Raw genomic sequence first — 13,692 nt, 5'->3', positions numbered from 1 at the left:
TGCCGCTCAGGGGCCGAGCCGGCGGAGGCGGTCCGCGGCCGCCTTGAGCGAGCGGGGCCGCGGGGCCGGGCTCCAGGGGTTCTCCTTGCGGAGCAGGTCCGCGTCGGCGAGGCTCCACCGGCGGGCGCCGAGGTCCGGATCCTCCACGTCGTCCCAGGTGAGCGGGGCCGCGACGGGCGCACCGGGGCGGGCCCGTACCGCGTAGGGCGCGACGGCGGTCTGCCCGTAGCCGTTGCGCTGGACGTCCAGATACAGCCGCCCCGCCCTGGCCTTCTTCCGCGCCTCGGTGGTGAGCCGGTCGGGGTGACGGCCGGCGAGGACGGCGGCGACGTCGGAGGCGAAGGCCCGTACGTCGTCGAAGGGCGCGCGCCGGTCGAGCGGGACGAGGACGTGCAGGCCGCGCGAGCCGGTGGTCATCGCCAGGGAGGGCAGTTCCAGCTCGTCGAGCAGCCCGTGGAGCCACCGCGCGGCCTCCCGCACCCGGGAGAAGTCGTCGTCGGGCGGGTCGAGGTCGAAGACCAGCCGGTCGGGGTGGTCGGGCCGGTCGGCCCGGGAGAGCCACCGGTGGAGGGTGACGCAGGCCTGGTCGGCGAGGAGGACCAGGGTGGCCGTGTCCTGGCACAGGACGTACGTGACGGTGCCGCCCTCCTTCGGCAGTTCGGCGCGGTGGACCCAGTCCGGGAAGTGCGCGGGGATCTCCTTCTGGAGGAAACCCTGGCCGCCGGTGCCGTCCGGGTGCCGCTCCAGCATCAGGGGCCGGCCGCGCAGCTGCGGCAGCATCCGCGGGGCCACCGTGCGGTAGTACGCGGCCAGGTCGGCCTTGGTGATGCCGTCCTCCGCGAAGAGCACCTTCTCCGGCCTGCCGACGGTGACGGAGTGCCGTCCCGTCCCGCGCTCGCCTCGTGGGGTCACACCGGGCGGCTGCCCGCTTCCGGGCTCCCCATGCATCCCGTGCATCCCGTGTACGGCGAGCCGGGCGGGGACGTCCAGGAGCCCGCCATCCAGACGTCCACCACCCTGCCGGCCGCGGCCCCGGCGCCGCACCCTCAGTCGAGGGTCTCGGCCGCCCTGGTCATCGGGCCGCCCGCGTCACCGGTGTTCATCGTTCCCGCCGGTTCCAGCAGCAGGATCGCGGTCTCCTCGTCCGCCACGGTGCGGTGCTCGACCCCGCGGGGAACCACGAACAGCTCACCGGGGTCCACCACCACGTCGCCGTCCCTGAACTGGATCGTGAGCCGTCCGCCGATGACCAGGATCAGTTCGTCGGTGTCCTCGTGGGTGTGCCAGACGAACTCCCCCTCCAGCTTGGCCAGCTTGACCTCGTAGTCGTTGAGCACCGCCACCTTCTTCTGCGACCACAGTTCGCTGAACTGCGAGAGCTTGTCGGCGAGGTTGACGGCAACAGCTGACGTGGACATACGGCATCCCTCCTCAAGGCCGGCTACCGGAAGGGCCCTCCGAGGCCCTCCCGCCGGTGTGACGAGCCTGCCGCGCCCCCGCTCCGCCGGTCTTGTACGTTCCTGGCATGGCCTCTGACCGCCCCCGCACGTCCATCAGCGCCTGGAGGCCGCCGGTTCCCGGGATCACCGAGGTCTTCCACGCCCACTTCACCGACCACGCCTACCCGGCCCACACCCACGACACGTGGGACCTGATGATCCTCGACGACGGCGCGGTGGACTTCGCGCTCGACCGTCGCCGCCATGGGGCGACCGGTAGCTCCGGCGTCCTGCTGCTGCCGCCCGGCGTTCCCCATGACGGCCGGACCGTCACCGAGTCCGGGTTCCGCAAGCGCAACCTCTACCTCGACGACTCCGTACTCCCGCAGCGTCTGGCCGGCCGCGCGGCGGACACCCCGGTCCTCAGCGATGGGCTGTTGCGCCGCCGGATCGACCGACTGCACACCGCGCTCGTTCATGCCGGAGACGCGTTCGAAGCCGAGTCCCGCCTCGCGTTCATCCGAGAGCGGCTCACCTTCCACCTCGCGGCGCTCCAGCCCCGCGCACCAGGACGTGAGGCGAACCGGCTCGCCGCCCAGCTGCGAGAACTACTGGATGCACGGATCCGCGCCGGCCTCTCCCTGCACGAAGCCGCGGCCACCCTCCATGCCCACCCCACCCACCTGATCCGCTGCTTCAAACAGACCTACGGTCTTCCGCCACACGCCTACCTCACCGGCAGGCGCATCGAACGCGCGCGCCGCCTCCTCCTCGAAGGCCACCGACCCGCCGAGGTCGCCACGGCCGTCGGACTGCACGACCAGGCCCACCTGAACCGGCACTTCACCCGCCATGTCGGCACCACACCCGCGCGTTACCAGGGCACGCGCACCGCTGCGCACGCGACCACTCCCCCTGCCGCCGGAGCACTAGCATCGCGCTCAGCACACCGCACCACCGCACCCGCCACGGACGGATCGGAACGCCCATGCTGAAGGAATTCGCCGAGCTCTCCACGCCGTTGATCGCCGACGCCTGTGTACGGCTCGGGGAACCGCTGCGGGCCGCGCCCGCCGGGATCCTGCCCGTCGTCCCCGGACAGCGCGTCGCCGGGCGGGTGCTGCCCGCCCGCCACTACGGAAGCGTCGACGTCTTCCTTGAGGCCTTCGCGCGGGCCGCGTCCGGCGACGTCCTGGTCATCGACAACGCCGGCCGACGCGACGAGGCCTGCATCGGCGACCTCGCCGTCCTGGAGGCCGAGGCGGAGGGCGTCGCCGGAGTCGTCGTCTGGGGGCTGCACCGGGACACCCCGGACCTGGTGGAGATCGGACTGCCCGTCTTCTCGTACGGACGCCACGCGCCCGGCCCCGTGCGCCTCGACGACCGGGACCCGGACGCGCTGACCACCGCGCGGTTCGGCGACCACGAGGTGACCGCCGCCGACGTGGTGTTCGGCGACGACGACGGCGTGGTCTTCGTGGCGGCCGACCGCGCCGACGCGGTCCTGGAGGCCGCCCGGGCCCTCTTCCGTACCGAGCGGGAGCAGGCCCGCCGGATCAGGGCGGGGGAGACCCTGCGCACCCAGACCCGGTTCGACGCGTACCTCGCGGGCCGCGCCGAGGACCCCTCGTACACCTTCCGCCGCCATCTGCGCCGGATCGGCGGCGCGATCGAGGAGTGAGGCCCCCGCTGCCCGTCAGCCCTCGAAGCCGACCGTGCCGTCCGGCAGGATCGCCTCCACGCGCGCGCCGTGCTCCACGGTCCGGCTGACCGTGCAGAACTTCTCGTGCGTCAGACGCACCCCGCGGGCGAACACCTCGGCCGCCTTCGGGTTGTTGTCCGGCAGGTCGAACTCGTAGCTCACCCGGATCCGGCCCAGGCGGCCGTCGTCCTCCGGCCCCGACACCGACTCCACCACGATCCTCAGGTCGTCGTGGTCCACGGCCCGGGCCGTCCGGTCGATGACGAGGCCGCCGCAGCCGCCCATCGCCGCGAGCAGCAACTCGACCGGGGTGAACGACGGCTGGGCGTCCGCGTCGTCGGCGGCGGCCATCCGGACCTCCGCGCCCCGGTCGTTGCGGGCGGTCCAGTTCCGGTACCCGGTGCGGACGGTCTCGATCCGGTAGTCGGCCATGGCGGCGAAGCTCCTTCGTTCACGTGCGTGTCCTCGTACCGTACGCGCCGGGTACGCGCGCGTGGGTGCGGGCGCGGACGACGGCGCCCCAGGCCTCGGACACCGCGCCCCAGACCGTACGGAGCTCCGCCTCCGCCTCCCGTACCGACGCGACCGTGGCCGCCGGGTCGATGCCCGCCGAGCGGAGGTGCTCGTCGTCGGCGGCCGCCCAGGCCGTGAGCGTGTCCGCGCCCGCCTCGGGATGGAACTGCAGGGCCCAGCCCACGCTCCCCGCACGGAACGCCTGGTACGGGCAGTCGTCCCCGGTCAGCAGCGGTACGGCCCCGGCCGGGAGGCGGTCCACCTCGTCCCAGTGCCACTGCGCCGCCGGGGCGCCCTCCGGCACTCCGCCGAGCACCGGATCGCCCTCGGCGCGCGGCAGCCTCCGCAGGGGGACGGCCCCCACCTCGGGGCCCTGGGCCCGCCGGGCCACCGAACCGCCCAGGGCGTGGGCGACGATCTGGCCGCCCAGGCATATCCCGAGCAGCGGGACCTCCCCGGCCACGGCCTCGCGGACGAGCGTACGGACCCGGGGGAGCCACGGCGCGGCCTCGTCCTCCTCGCAGTTGACGGACCCGCCGAGGACGAGGAGCCCCGCGTGGCCGTCGAGGGTCTCCGGGAGCGGCTCGCCCTTCCAGGCGCGGACCACGTCGAGCCGGAGCCCGGTCCGTACGAGGTGCTCGCCGACCAGGCCGGGACCGGCGTCCGCCTCGTGCTGCACGACCAGCACGGCCGGCCCCGTCTCCTGCGTCTCCGTCGTCACGGTCGCCCCGCCTCCCTGCGTCCCCGGGAACGCCCCAGCGCGTTCGCCCTCCCGAGGATCGCCGAAGCGGAGCCGGTACGGGAGCCCCGGGGGACCCGTGCCCGGTCACATCTGAGTAGCGCGGTACGGGCAGCTGAGTACGGCGACCGATCCGGCGACCGCCGCCCGCTGATGGACTGGGGCCATGACCTTCGACGCCCGGCGCACCCGCCGCCTCCAGCACGTCACCGCCACCGGCACGGCCCTCGCGGTGGCCCTCGGCCCGCTGCTGCTCGGCGCGCTCCTCGCCAAGTCGGTCGGTGGGGACCCGATGGCCTCGGTCAACGCCCTGATCGCGGGCGGCGGCCAGCGCGCCCGCGTCTCCCACGCCCAGCTCCGCTCGGGCGCCCGCCTGCGGCCCAGGGCCCGCCTGCGGAGCCGGGGGGCCCTGCCTCGATCCGGCTCGGCCGCGCGGCGGGAGCGGGGCGTGCGCCTCGGCTCGGGCCCGCGGTCGCGCTCCGTCGCCAGTTCCGGCTCAGGCGTGCGGCCTGCGCGCAAGCAGGAAGGCCTGCGGCGTCTTCTCCCCGGCGTCCGGCTCCCGCACAAGACGGGCCGACTCGACCAGGCCCGCCGCGCCCAGCAGGCCCGCGATTCGGTCGGGTGACCAGCGGTACACGTCGAGGGCGACCTCGTGCCCGTACGCCCGCTCCAGCCGCACCCGCTCGTCGCCCACCTTGAAGGCGACCAGCGCGTACCCGCCGGGCGCGAGGACCCGGTGGAACTCGGCGAAGGAGGCGGCGAGTTCGTCCGCGGGCATGTGCACCGTCGAGTACCAGGAGAGGACCCCGCCGAGCGACGCGTCGGGCAGGTCGAGTCCGGTCATGGACCCCACCTCGAAGCGCAGCCCCGGGTGGGCGTCCCGGGCGACCGCGATCATTCCGGGCGACAGGTCCACGCCGAAGACGTCTGCGCCGGCGTCCCGCAGGTGGGAGGTCACCCGTCCCGTCCCGCACCCCAGGTCGCCGATCGTGCGCGGCCCGTCCGCCGCCCCCACCTTCTCCACGAAGGCGGCGAGCATCGCCCGGTCCAGTGGCGTCGTCGCCAACTGTCCGGCGAGCAGCCGCTCGTAGTCGGCGGCGACGGTGTCGTAGGAGCGGCGGGTGGCGGTGACGTGCGCGGCTTCGGTCATGGACGGGACCCTACGACGGCGCCATGACGCCACGTGCGCGGCCCCAGGGGCCCCGCACGACCCCCTCGCGCGACGTCTTCGCGAGACGTCCACGTCCGAACGGCTCCCGTAGGTCGCGCACATGAGCGATGATCGTCGCCACTGAGAATACTCGGCAGTAGCAGGCCGGGTTCCTGGCGAAAGGCACACCGAATGGCGAGGCGGCACCCCGCGCGGGACGAGCACCACACGAGCGGCACCGGGGACGGGAGCCCCGGCGAACGCGGCATCGGACGGCGGCGGTTCCTCGGGTACGTCCTGGCCGCCCCCACCCTCACCGTCGCCGCCCAGCTCGGCGCCGAGGCCCTCGCCCCGCGGCAGGCCGCCGCCGCGGCGCCGGCGCTCATCCCCTCGCTGCCGGGACCGGCCGAACTCCTCGACCTCAACGAGCTGCTCACCCTCGCCGCCCTGCCCACCAGCAACCTCATCACCATCCGGATCGACACCGACGGCACGGCCCACTTCGCCCTGCCCCGCGCCGAGGTCGGCCAGGGCGTCACCACCTCCAGCGCCATGATCGTCGCGGAGGAGCTCGACCTCCCCCTGGACAAGGTGAAGGTCACCCTCGCCGACGCCCGCCCCGAGCTGCTCTTCAACCAGCTCACCGGCGGCTCCAACACCACCTACTCCACCTACACCCCGATCCGGGTCGCCGCCGCCCTCGCCCGGGCCCGGCTGCTGCACGCCGCCTCCCTCGTCCTCGGCGACGCCGTCGAGACCCTCACGACGAAGGCCGGCACCGTCCTCTCCCCGGCCGGCGCGCTCCTCGGCTACGGCGAACTGGCCGTGAAGGCCGCCGCCGTCACCGACGCGGCCGTCGAGGTCACGCTCAAGGACCCGGACCGCTTCCGCGTCATCGGCACCGCCCAGCGCCGCGTGGACGCCCTCGAAGCGGTCACCGGACGCAAGAAGTTCGCCATGGACCTCCAGGCCCCGGACGCCCTGCCCACCATGGTCTGCCGTCCGCCCACCATCAACGGCACGGTGCGCTCCGTCGCCAACCTCGCCGAGGTCCGGGCCATGCCCGGCATCACCGACGTCGTCACCGTCTCCACCGGCGTCGCCGTCCGCGGCCGCACCTTCGGCCAGTGCGTCGACGCCGTCCGCGCCCTGCGCGTCGACTGGGGACCCGGCACCGCCGAGGGCGCCTCCGACGCCACGGTCCTGGAGAAGCTCCGCCGGGCCGAACTCCCGCTCGTCGTCCCGGCGCTGCCGCTCCTCACCAAGGCCGTCGACGCCCGCTTCACCTTCCACTTCGCCAGCAACGCCGCCCTGGAGACCAACTGCGCGATCGCCGACGTGCGGAAGGACTCCGCCGAGATCTGGGCCTCGCTCAAGGCGCCGATCGTCGCCCAGGAGCAGATCGCCCTCAAGCTCGGCCTGCCGCCCACCGCCGTCCGCGTCCACGTCACGGAGGGCGGCGGCTCCTTCGGCCGCAAGCTGTTCTCCGACGCCGCCCACGAGGCCGCCGAGATCTCGAAGGCCCTCGGCAAGCCGGTGAAGCTCATGTGGCACCGTACCGACGACTTCCGGCAGGGCCGTACGCACCCGATGTCCACCTCCCGGGTCCGGGCCACCTACTCGCTCGGCGAGGTCCTCACGTACGAGCAGCGCCACACCTCCGTGGCCACCGACTTCGGGCACGGCGTCGGCGAGGTCCTGACGGCGGAGGCGGCCCGGCTGCCCGTCGCCGACGCCACCTTCTCCGAGACGATGTTCCAGCTGACCCAGATCAGCCCGTACCACCTCGGCGTCACCACCCAGCTCCTCGCCGAGACCGACAAGGGCTTCAACACCGGTTCCATGCGGAACATCTACTCGCCCAACGTCCGCTGCGCCCAGGAACTCGTCATGGACGAACTGGCCAGGCGGATGGGCCAGGACGGCTACGCGATGCGGCGCCGCCTCGTCAAGGACGCCCGGGCCCGCGCCGTCCTCGACAAGGTCGCCGAGGTGGGGGAGTGGGGCCGGAGCATGCCGGCCGGCACGGGCCAGGGCATCGCCGTGCACACCGAGTACCACTCGGCCGTCGCGATCCTCGCCGAGATCGACTGCCGTCCCGAGACCACCGGACGGAAGATCCCGGGCGCGTACACCGGACCGCGCGTCACGAAGATCGTCTGCGCCGTCGACGTCGGCCTCGCGGTCAACCCGCGCGGTCTTGAGGCCCAGATGATGGGCGGCATCGCCGACGGCATCGCCATCACCCTGACCTCCGGACTGCACCTGAGCGACGGGCACTTCCTCGAAGGCAGCTGGGACCAGTACTTCTACACCCGGCAGTGGAACACCCCGCCCGAGCTGGAGATCATCGTGATGCCCCCGAGCGGCGACAAGCCGGGCGGCGCCGGCGAGCTGGCGGTCGCCGGCGCGATGGCCGCGGTGGCCTGCGCCTACGGGCGGGCCACCGGCACGATGCCGACGGTCTTCCCCGTCAACCACGCCGAGCCGCTCGCCTTCACGCCCCTGCCGACCGTCCCGCCCGTCCCGGCCTCGCCCACCGACGGCCGCGACCGCACCATCTGAGACCTGGAGTCCCCGTGCCGCAGCACACCTTCATCCTGAACGGCAAGGCCGTCACCGCCGACGTCGAGGGCGACGTCCGGCTCCTCTGGGTACTCCGGGACGTCCTGGGCGTCACCGGACCCAAGTACGGCTGTGGGGTCGGCGTCTGCCGGGCCTGTACGAGCCACCTCAACGGCAAGGCGTTCACGCCCTGCGCCGTCCGCGTCGACGACGTGGCCCCGACCGACGAGATCACCACCATCGAGGGCCTCCCCGACACCGTCGGCGCGGACCTGCACCCGATGCAGGAGGCCTGGCTCGACCTCGACGTCGCCCAGTGCGGCTTCTGCCAGCCGGGCCAGATCATGGCCGCGGTCGCCACCGTCCGCCGGGCGCGCGAGGCCGGGCGCGAGGTCACCGAGGCCGACCTCGACACCATCCGCAACATCTGCCGCTGCGGCACCTACCACCGCATCCGGCAGGCCGTCCTGGAGGGCGCCCGCCGGATGACGTGACATCGGACTGCCTGAGATTGGTTCGCACCACGAAGGTATTCTTGCCGCATGGCGAGAGACGACGGCGGGAAGATGAGCGTGGTCACCGCGCTGGTGCGCGGCGCGTTCCTCGTGAACGCGGTCTACGCGGAGTCGGGCAGGGAGTACGGGCTGACGCCGCAGCAGGGCCAGCTGCTCTGCGTCCTGATGCCGGGCCCGTCCGGGATGGGCGAGCTCGGCACCAAGCTGGGGCTCGCCAAGTCCAGCCTGACCGGGCTCGTCGACCGGACCTCCCGCCTCGGCTTCGTCCGCCGCGAACCCGACCCCGAGGACGGGCGGGCCGTGCGGGTGGCGCTCACCGAGGACGGCGCGCGCGTCGCCGAGGACTTCTACACCGAGACCTGCCGCCGCATCGAGGAACTGCCCTCCGGGCTCGACGCCCCCGAACGCGCGCAGCTGGCGGGCCTGCTCGGCCGGGTCGTCCAGGACAACGAGGTCCCGGTGGTCTTCGTCGACCCGGCCTGAGCCGTACGTCCCGGCCCGCGGGGTCAGGGCGTCGACTGGAGCAGGGCCAGGGTGGACTCCAGCTCCTGCCGGGTCAGCCGGGCGGCCTCCTCCGGGTCGCCCGCCTCCACCGCCCGGACCACGTCCGCATGGGCGTCCTCGCCGTGCCGGAGGTCCGTGCCCCGCAGCCCGAGCAGATCGAGCAGCTCGATCAGGCCCTCGCGGAGCACCGGCGCGAACTCCCCGAACAGGTCCGTCAGGACGGGGTTGCGCGCCGCGGCCACGATCGCCGCGTGCAGCGCGATGTCGGCGTCGACGAAGGCCGCGTCGTCGCCCTCGGCGGCCGCCACCCGCCCCGCCAGCGCCTCCCGCATCGCCGTCACGTCCTCCTGGGTCCGCCGCGCCGCCGCGAGCCGCGCCGCCTCCACCTCGACCAGCATCCGGACCTCGTACACGTCCGTCACCGCCGCCCGGCGCAGCCGGGCCGGCCAGTCCTCCGTCGGCCGGGTCGCGATCACGAAGACGCCCGCGCCCTGCCGGGGCTGGACGAGACCCGCGCCCGTCAGGGCCCGCAGCGCCTCGCGGACCGTGGAGCGCCCCACGCCCAGCTCCTTGGCGAGCGTCGTCTCCCCGGGGAGCTTGGTGCCGACCGGCCAGTGGCCGCGGACGATCTGTTCACGGAGCCGCTCGGCGGCCTGTTCGACCAGGGGGCTGGGGCGTAGGGCACCGAGCGACATAGGGGTCACCTGATTCTCTGCTGGTCCGTTGGTGCTCCGGCGGTCGGAGGTGCTGCGGAGGTCCGGACCGTCGGGCGCGTCCCCCGGATCACGGGGGTCGCTGCCGAGGAATCTACCCGAACTTGTCTGAGGAGTACTTGTCTGAGGAGCTGAGGAGTGGTTACGGTACCCGCCATGATCCGCAATCCCCAGCGCCCCAGCCCCATGCCGTACCACCGCTACCGCCCCTTCCAGGACCGCGTCCACGTCCCCGACTTCGACCGGCACTGGCCCACCGCCCGCCTGGAGCGGGCCCCGCTCTGGGTCCCCGTCGACCTCCGCGACGGCAACCAGGCCCTCGCCGAGCCCATGGACACCGAGCGCAAGCACCGCTTCTTCGAGCTGCTCGTCCGCACCGGCTTCAAGGAGATCGAGGTCGGCTACCCCTCGGCCAGCCGCGCCGACTTCGACTTCGTCCGCCACCTGGCCGGCCTCGTCGCCTCCGGAGCCGTACCCGAGGACGTCACCCCCGTCGTCTTCACCCCGGCCCGCCCCGAACTCATCGAGCGCACCTTCGCGTCCCTCGACGGCCTGCCCCGGGCCGTCGTCCACCTCTACATCGCGACCTCGCCGGTCTGGCGCGACACCGTCCTCGGCCGCGACCGCGCCGAGGTCCGCCGCACCGTCCACGAGGCCGCCACCCTGATGGCCCGGCTCGCCGCGGCCCGCCCCGGCGCCGACATCCGCTTCCAGTTCTCCCCGGAGACCTTCAACCTCACCGAACCCGACTACGTCCTGGAGCTCTGCGACGGCCTCACCGAGCTGTGGGACGCCAGCCCCGACCGGCCGGTCACGCACAACCTGCCCGCGACCGTCGAGATCTCCACCCCCAACGTGTACGCCGACCAGATCGAGTACGTGCACCGCCACCTCGCCCGCCGCGACTCCGTGATCCTCTCCGTCCACCCGCACAACGACCGCGGCACCGGTGTGGCCTGCGCCGAACTCGCCGTCCTCGCCGGCGCCCAGCGCGTCGAGGGATGCCTCTTCGGCAACGGCGAACGGACGGGCAACGTCGATCTGGTGACCCTCGCCCTCAACCTCTACGCCCAGGGCGTCGACCCCATGCTCGACCTCTCCGACATCGACGCCGTCCGCGACGTCGTCGAGCACTGCAACCGGATCCCCGTCCACCCCCGCCACCCCTACGCGGGCGACCTCGTCCACACCGCCTTCTCCGGCACCCACCAGGACGCCATCAGCAAGGGCCTCGACCGGCACGCCAAGGACGCCGCCGAGGCCGGGATCCCGCCGGAGCTCGCCCCCTGGAACGTGCCGTACCTGCCGCTCGACCCCGCCGACCTGGGCCGCGGCTACGAGGCCGTCATCCGCGTCAACTCCCAGTCCGGCAAGGGCGGAGTCGCCCATCTGCTCCGCACCCACCACGGCCTCGACCTGCCCGAGCGGATGCGTCCTGACGTCTCCCGGGCCGTCCAGGCCGTGACCGACGACAGCGGCCGCGAGGCCACCCCCGACGACCTCCACGCGATCTTCCGCGCGGACTACCTGGAGCCCGGCCGGGGCGCCGGCCCCGTCGCCCTGGAGTCCTGGAGCACCGAGCGCGACGCGGCGGGCGAGCACCGCTTCACCTGCGTCCTGCGGGTCGGCGACCGCACCGCACCGGCCGAGGGCACGGGCAACGGACCGCTCTCCGCCCTCGCCGACGCCCTCACCCGGGCCGAAGTCCCCGTCGACGTCCTCGACTTCACCGAGCACGCCGTCACCACCGGCAGCGCGGGCGAGGCCGCGGCCTACGCCGAGTGCCGGGTGGGGGAGCGCACGGCCTGGGGCGCGGGCCTGGACACCTCCGTCCTCACGGCCTCGGTCCAGGCGGTCCTCTCCGCGGTGAACCGGGCGTACGAGACGTGAGACGGCCCGCGGACGCGGCCGCGCACCGGGCTGCGGTCCCGCGCGTCGGGCCGCGGTCCCGCGCATCGGGCTGCGTCCGCGCGTCGGGCCGCGGTCCCGCGCACCGGGCTGCGTCCGCGCATCGGGCCGCGTCCCCGCGCCCGGCTGCGCGCGCGCATTCGGCCGCGGCCCCGCATCCCGGGGTCCGTCGGCGAGGTGCTCGCCGGGGAGCTGCTCGGCGCCTGCTTCGGCCTGCCGCTCGCCGTGGAGCGGACGGCGGCCGGTACGCCGTACGGGCCGTCCGCGCTACGCCGACGATCCCGCCGCCAACTTCTCCCGCACCACGTCGAGATACTCCGCCACCGCGTCCCGGTTCCTGGTCAGGCAGCGGATCCGGTCGGTCATCCGGTCCCGCTCGTCCTCCAGGGTCGCCAGCATCTCCGGGGTCGCGTCCGGGAAGTGGATGATCCGCGGCTTGTTCAGGCACGGCAGGATCTGCTTGATGATCCGGGTCGGCAGACCGGCGTCGAGGAGGCCCCGGATCTGCATGACCCGGTCCACGTTCGACTCGTCGTAGACGCGGTAGCCGTTCGGCAGCCGGTCGGCGACGATGAGGCCCTGCTCCTCGTAGTAGCGCAGCAGCCTGCGCGGTGTTCCGGTGCGCTCGGACAGCTCGCCGATCCGCATGGGAAGCCCCCTCCAGGGAATCGCTTGACCCTCACATCAATGTGAGGGTTCGAGCATACGAACATGACCCACGACACGACAGTGGCGGCAGGTCCCGCCACCCACGCGCCCGAACACCGCCCCGCCTCCGACCGGTTGCCGCTCCCGGCCCTTCTCGCCCTCGCCACCGCCGTCTTCGTCACCAGCCTCACCGAGACGCTCCCCGCCGGAGTCCTGCCGGGCATGAGCGCCGACCTCGGCGTCGGCGAGGCCGCCATGGGCCAGTCCGTTACCGGATACGCCCTCGGGACGGCCCTCACCGCCGTCCCCCTGGCCGCCCGCACCGCCGGCTGGCGCCGCAAGCGCCTGCTGCTGACCTCCATGGCCGGATTCGCCGCCGCCAACACCGTCACGGCGGTCTCCTCCTCGTACGCCCTCACCATGGGCGCCCGGTTCCTCGCCGGGGTCGCCGCGGGCGTCGCCTGGGCCCTGCTCGCCGGCTACGCCCGCCGCATCGCCCCGGCGCACCTCCAGGGCCGTGCCGTCGCCGTCGCGATGACCGGCATCCCGCTGGCGCTCTCCCTCGGCGTACCGGCCGGCACCTTCCTCGGCGAGGCCGTCGGCTGGCGGGCCGCCTTCACCGCCATGACCGTGATCGCCGTCGTGCTCCTCGGCTGGATCGCCCTCGCCGTCCCCGATCTGCCCGGCGAACCGCGCGGCGGGCGCGCCCCGGTCGCCCGCACCCTGAAGGTGCCCGGCGTGCTCCCGGTCCTGGCCGTCACCTTCACCCTCGTCCTGGCCCACACCGTCCTCTACACGTACGTCGCCGCCTATCTGGACCACCTCGGCCTCGGCGGCTCCACCGGGCTCGTCCTGCTGGTCTTCGGCGCCGCCTCGCTCGCCGGGATCTGGTTCACGGGCCGTCACATCGACCGCAGGCTCCGGGCCCTGACCCTCGCCGGAACGATCCTCTTCGCGGTCGCCGCGGCCGCGTTCGCCGTCCCGGCGGCGAGCGCCGCCCTGGTCCTGGTGGCCGCCGTGCTCTGGGGCTTCGGCTGGGGCGGCGCGCCCACCCTCCTGCAGACGGCCGTCGCCGAGGCGGGCGGGGACGACGCGGACACCGCGCAGACGATGCTGGTCAGCCTCTGGAACGCGGCCATGGCGGCGGGCGGTGTCGCCGGCGGCCTCCTCCTCGACGGGCTCGGCGCGGGCGCCCTGCCCTGGAGCGTCCTGGTGCTGCTCGTCCCGGTGGTCGCCCTCGTGACCGGCGCCCGCGCCCACGGCTTCCCGGCCCGCGGGTGACCCCCGTCTGTCCCA

Annotated in this window: 14 protein-coding genes; 7 read left to right on the top strand and 7 right to left on the bottom strand. The window is 74.0% G+C overall.

What is annotated here, in order from left to right; genetic code table 11:
• Positions 1-6: 6 nt before the first annotated feature.
• The gene (ligD, locus tag ACWGN5_RS20730) at positions 7-912 is read right to left on the bottom strand and encodes a non-homologous end-joining DNA ligase (RefSeq protein WP_453517161.1); all 906 of its coding nucleotides are present in this window, start codon (positions 910-912) and stop codon (positions 7-9) included.
• Between the two features lie 134 nt (positions 913-1,046).
• Positions 1,047-1,418 carry a cupin domain-containing protein gene (locus ACWGN5_RS20725; RefSeq protein WP_453517159.1) on the bottom strand — a complete coding sequence of 124 codons (372 nt, stop codon included), beginning with the start codon at positions 1,416-1,418 and terminating at the stop codon, positions 1,047-1,049.
• 107 nt (positions 1,419-1,525) lie between these two features.
• On the opposite strand from ACWGN5_RS20725, the gene ACWGN5_RS20720 reads away from it, so the two are divergent.
• Together ACWGN5_RS20720 and ACWGN5_RS20715 are read left to right on the top strand one after the other, a co-directional pair.
• The gene (locus ACWGN5_RS20720; protein ID WP_453517156.1) at positions 1,526-2,434 is read left to right on the top strand and encodes an AraC family transcriptional regulator; all 909 of its coding nucleotides are present in this window, start codon (positions 1,526-1,528) and stop codon (positions 2,432-2,434) included.
• Complete coding sequence (locus tag ACWGN5_RS20715; protein ID WP_453517155.1) at positions 2,428-3,120, top strand: RraA family protein; 693 nt, start codon at positions 2,428-2,430, stop codon at positions 3,118-3,120. The genes ACWGN5_RS20720 and ACWGN5_RS20715 overlap by 7 nt, the downstream gene beginning before the upstream one ends.
• A gap of 15 nt (positions 3,121-3,135) precedes the next feature.
• Here ACWGN5_RS20715 and ACWGN5_RS20710 read toward each other — a convergent pair whose 3' ends face one another.
• The 3 genes from ACWGN5_RS20710 to ACWGN5_RS20700 form a co-directional block, all read right to left on the bottom strand.
• The gene (locus ACWGN5_RS20710; RefSeq protein WP_369142413.1) at positions 3,136-3,573 is read right to left on the bottom strand and encodes an OsmC family protein; all 438 of its coding nucleotides are present in this window, start codon (positions 3,571-3,573) and stop codon (positions 3,136-3,138) included.
• A 19-nt stretch (positions 3,574-3,592) separates the two neighbouring features.
• A complete protein-coding gene (locus tag ACWGN5_RS20705; RefSeq protein ID WP_453517152.1) occupies positions 3,593-4,375 on the bottom strand; it encodes a type 1 glutamine amidotransferase in 783 nt (260 codons plus the stop codon).
• Between the two features lie 514 nt (positions 4,376-4,889).
• Positions 4,890-5,543 carry a class I SAM-dependent DNA methyltransferase gene (locus ACWGN5_RS20700; RefSeq protein WP_453517150.1) on the bottom strand — a complete coding sequence of 218 codons (654 nt, stop codon included), beginning with the start codon at positions 5,541-5,543 and terminating at the stop codon, positions 4,890-4,892.
• A gap of 192 nt (positions 5,544-5,735) precedes the next feature.
• Between ACWGN5_RS20700 and ACWGN5_RS20695 the strand changes: the two genes are divergently transcribed.
• The 3 genes from ACWGN5_RS20695 (at position 5,736) to ACWGN5_RS20685 (ending at position 9,106) form a co-directional block, all read left to right on the top strand.
• Positions 5,736-8,108 carry a molybdopterin cofactor-binding domain-containing protein gene (locus tag ACWGN5_RS20695; protein WP_453517148.1) on the top strand — a complete coding sequence of 791 codons (2,373 nt, stop codon included), beginning with the start codon at positions 5,736-5,738 and terminating at the stop codon, positions 8,106-8,108.
• Positions 8,109-8,122: 14 nt separating this feature from the next.
• Positions 8,123-8,602 (top strand): (2Fe-2S)-binding protein, encoded by a 480-nt coding sequence (locus ACWGN5_RS20690; RefSeq protein ID WP_453517146.1) that lies wholly within the window; start codon positions 8,123-8,125, stop codon positions 8,600-8,602.
• A gap of 72 nt (positions 8,603-8,674) precedes the next feature.
• On the top strand, positions 8,675-9,106 hold the full coding sequence (locus tag ACWGN5_RS20685; protein WP_453517267.1) for a MarR family winged helix-turn-helix transcriptional regulator: 432 nt from the start codon (positions 8,675-8,677) through the stop codon (positions 9,104-9,106).
• A 23-nt stretch (positions 9,107-9,129) separates the two neighbouring features.
• On the opposite strand, the gene ACWGN5_RS20680 is transcribed toward ACWGN5_RS20685, so the two are convergent.
• Positions 9,130-9,822, bottom strand: a complete 693-nt coding sequence (locus ACWGN5_RS20680; RefSeq protein WP_453517144.1) for a FadR/GntR family transcriptional regulator — start codon at positions 9,820-9,822, stop codon at positions 9,130-9,132.
• 174 nt (positions 9,823-9,996) lie between these two features.
• On the opposite strand from ACWGN5_RS20680, the gene leuA reads away from it, so the two are divergent.
• A complete protein-coding gene (gene leuA / locus ACWGN5_RS20675; RefSeq protein ID WP_453517143.1) occupies positions 9,997-11,730 on the top strand; it encodes a 2-isopropylmalate synthase in 1,734 nt (577 codons plus the stop codon).
• A gap of 285 nt (positions 11,731-12,015) precedes the next feature.
• Here leuA and ACWGN5_RS20670 read toward each other — a convergent pair whose 3' ends face one another.
• Positions 12,016-12,396: a MerR family transcriptional regulator gene (locus ACWGN5_RS20670; protein WP_453517141.1), complete on the bottom strand. Its 381-nt coding sequence runs from the start codon at positions 12,394-12,396 to the stop codon at positions 12,016-12,018.
• Between the two features lie 63 nt (positions 12,397-12,459).
• Here ACWGN5_RS20670 and ACWGN5_RS20665 point away from each other — a divergent pair, with 63 nt between their 5' ends.
• Positions 12,460-13,677, top strand: coding sequence for an MFS transporter (locus ACWGN5_RS20665; RefSeq protein WP_453517139.1), 1,218 nt, complete (start codon positions 12,460-12,462; stop codon positions 13,675-13,677).
• The last annotated feature ends 15 nt before the right edge of the window (positions 13,678-13,692 follow it).

It is taken from the genome of Streptomyces sp. NPDC055815 (assembly GCF_053616475.1).
Note: the sequence above shows the minus strand (reverse complement) of the source record. Positions and strands in the feature narration are given on the sequence as shown.

Excerpts from the sequence above, each read along its gene's own strand:
- ACWGN5_RS20725 (WP_453517159.1), bottom strand. The coding sequence starts at position 1,418 with ATGTCCACGTCAGCTGTTGCCGTCAACCTCGCCGACAAGCTCTCGCAG.
- ACWGN5_RS20695 (WP_453517148.1), top strand. The coding sequence starts at position 5,736 with ATGGCGAGGCGGCACCCCGCGCGGGACGAGCACCACACGAGCGGCACC.
- ACWGN5_RS20710 (WP_369142413.1), bottom strand. The coding sequence starts at position 3,573 with ATGGCCGACTACCGGATCGAGACCGTCCGCACCGGGTACCGGAACTGG.
- ACWGN5_RS20685 (WP_453517267.1), top strand. The coding sequence starts at position 8,675 with ATGAGCGTGGTCACCGCGCTGGTGCGCGGCGCGTTCCTCGTGAACGCG.
- ACWGN5_RS20720 (WP_453517156.1), top strand. The coding sequence starts at position 1,526 with ATGGCCTCTGACCGCCCCCGCACGTCCATCAGCGCCTGGAGGCCGCCG.
- ACWGN5_RS20715 (WP_453517155.1), top strand. The coding sequence starts at position 2,428 with ATGCTGAAGGAATTCGCCGAGCTCTCCACGCCGTTGATCGCCGACGCC.
- ACWGN5_RS20670 (WP_453517141.1), bottom strand. The coding sequence starts at position 12,396 with ATGCGGATCGGCGAGCTGTCCGAGCGCACCGGAACACCGCGCAGGCTG.
- leuA (WP_453517143.1), top strand. The coding sequence starts at position 9,997 with ATGATCCGCAATCCCCAGCGCCCCAGCCCCATGCCGTACCACCGCTAC.
- ACWGN5_RS20680 (WP_453517144.1), bottom strand. The coding sequence starts at position 9,822 with ATGTCGCTCGGTGCCCTACGCCCCAGCCCCCTGGTCGAACAGGCCGCC.
- ACWGN5_RS20665 (WP_453517139.1), top strand. The coding sequence starts at position 12,460 with ATGACCCACGACACGACAGTGGCGGCAGGTCCCGCCACCCACGCGCCC.
- ACWGN5_RS20700 (WP_453517150.1), bottom strand. The coding sequence starts at position 5,543 with ATGACCGAAGCCGCGCACGTCACCGCCACCCGCCGCTCCTACGACACC.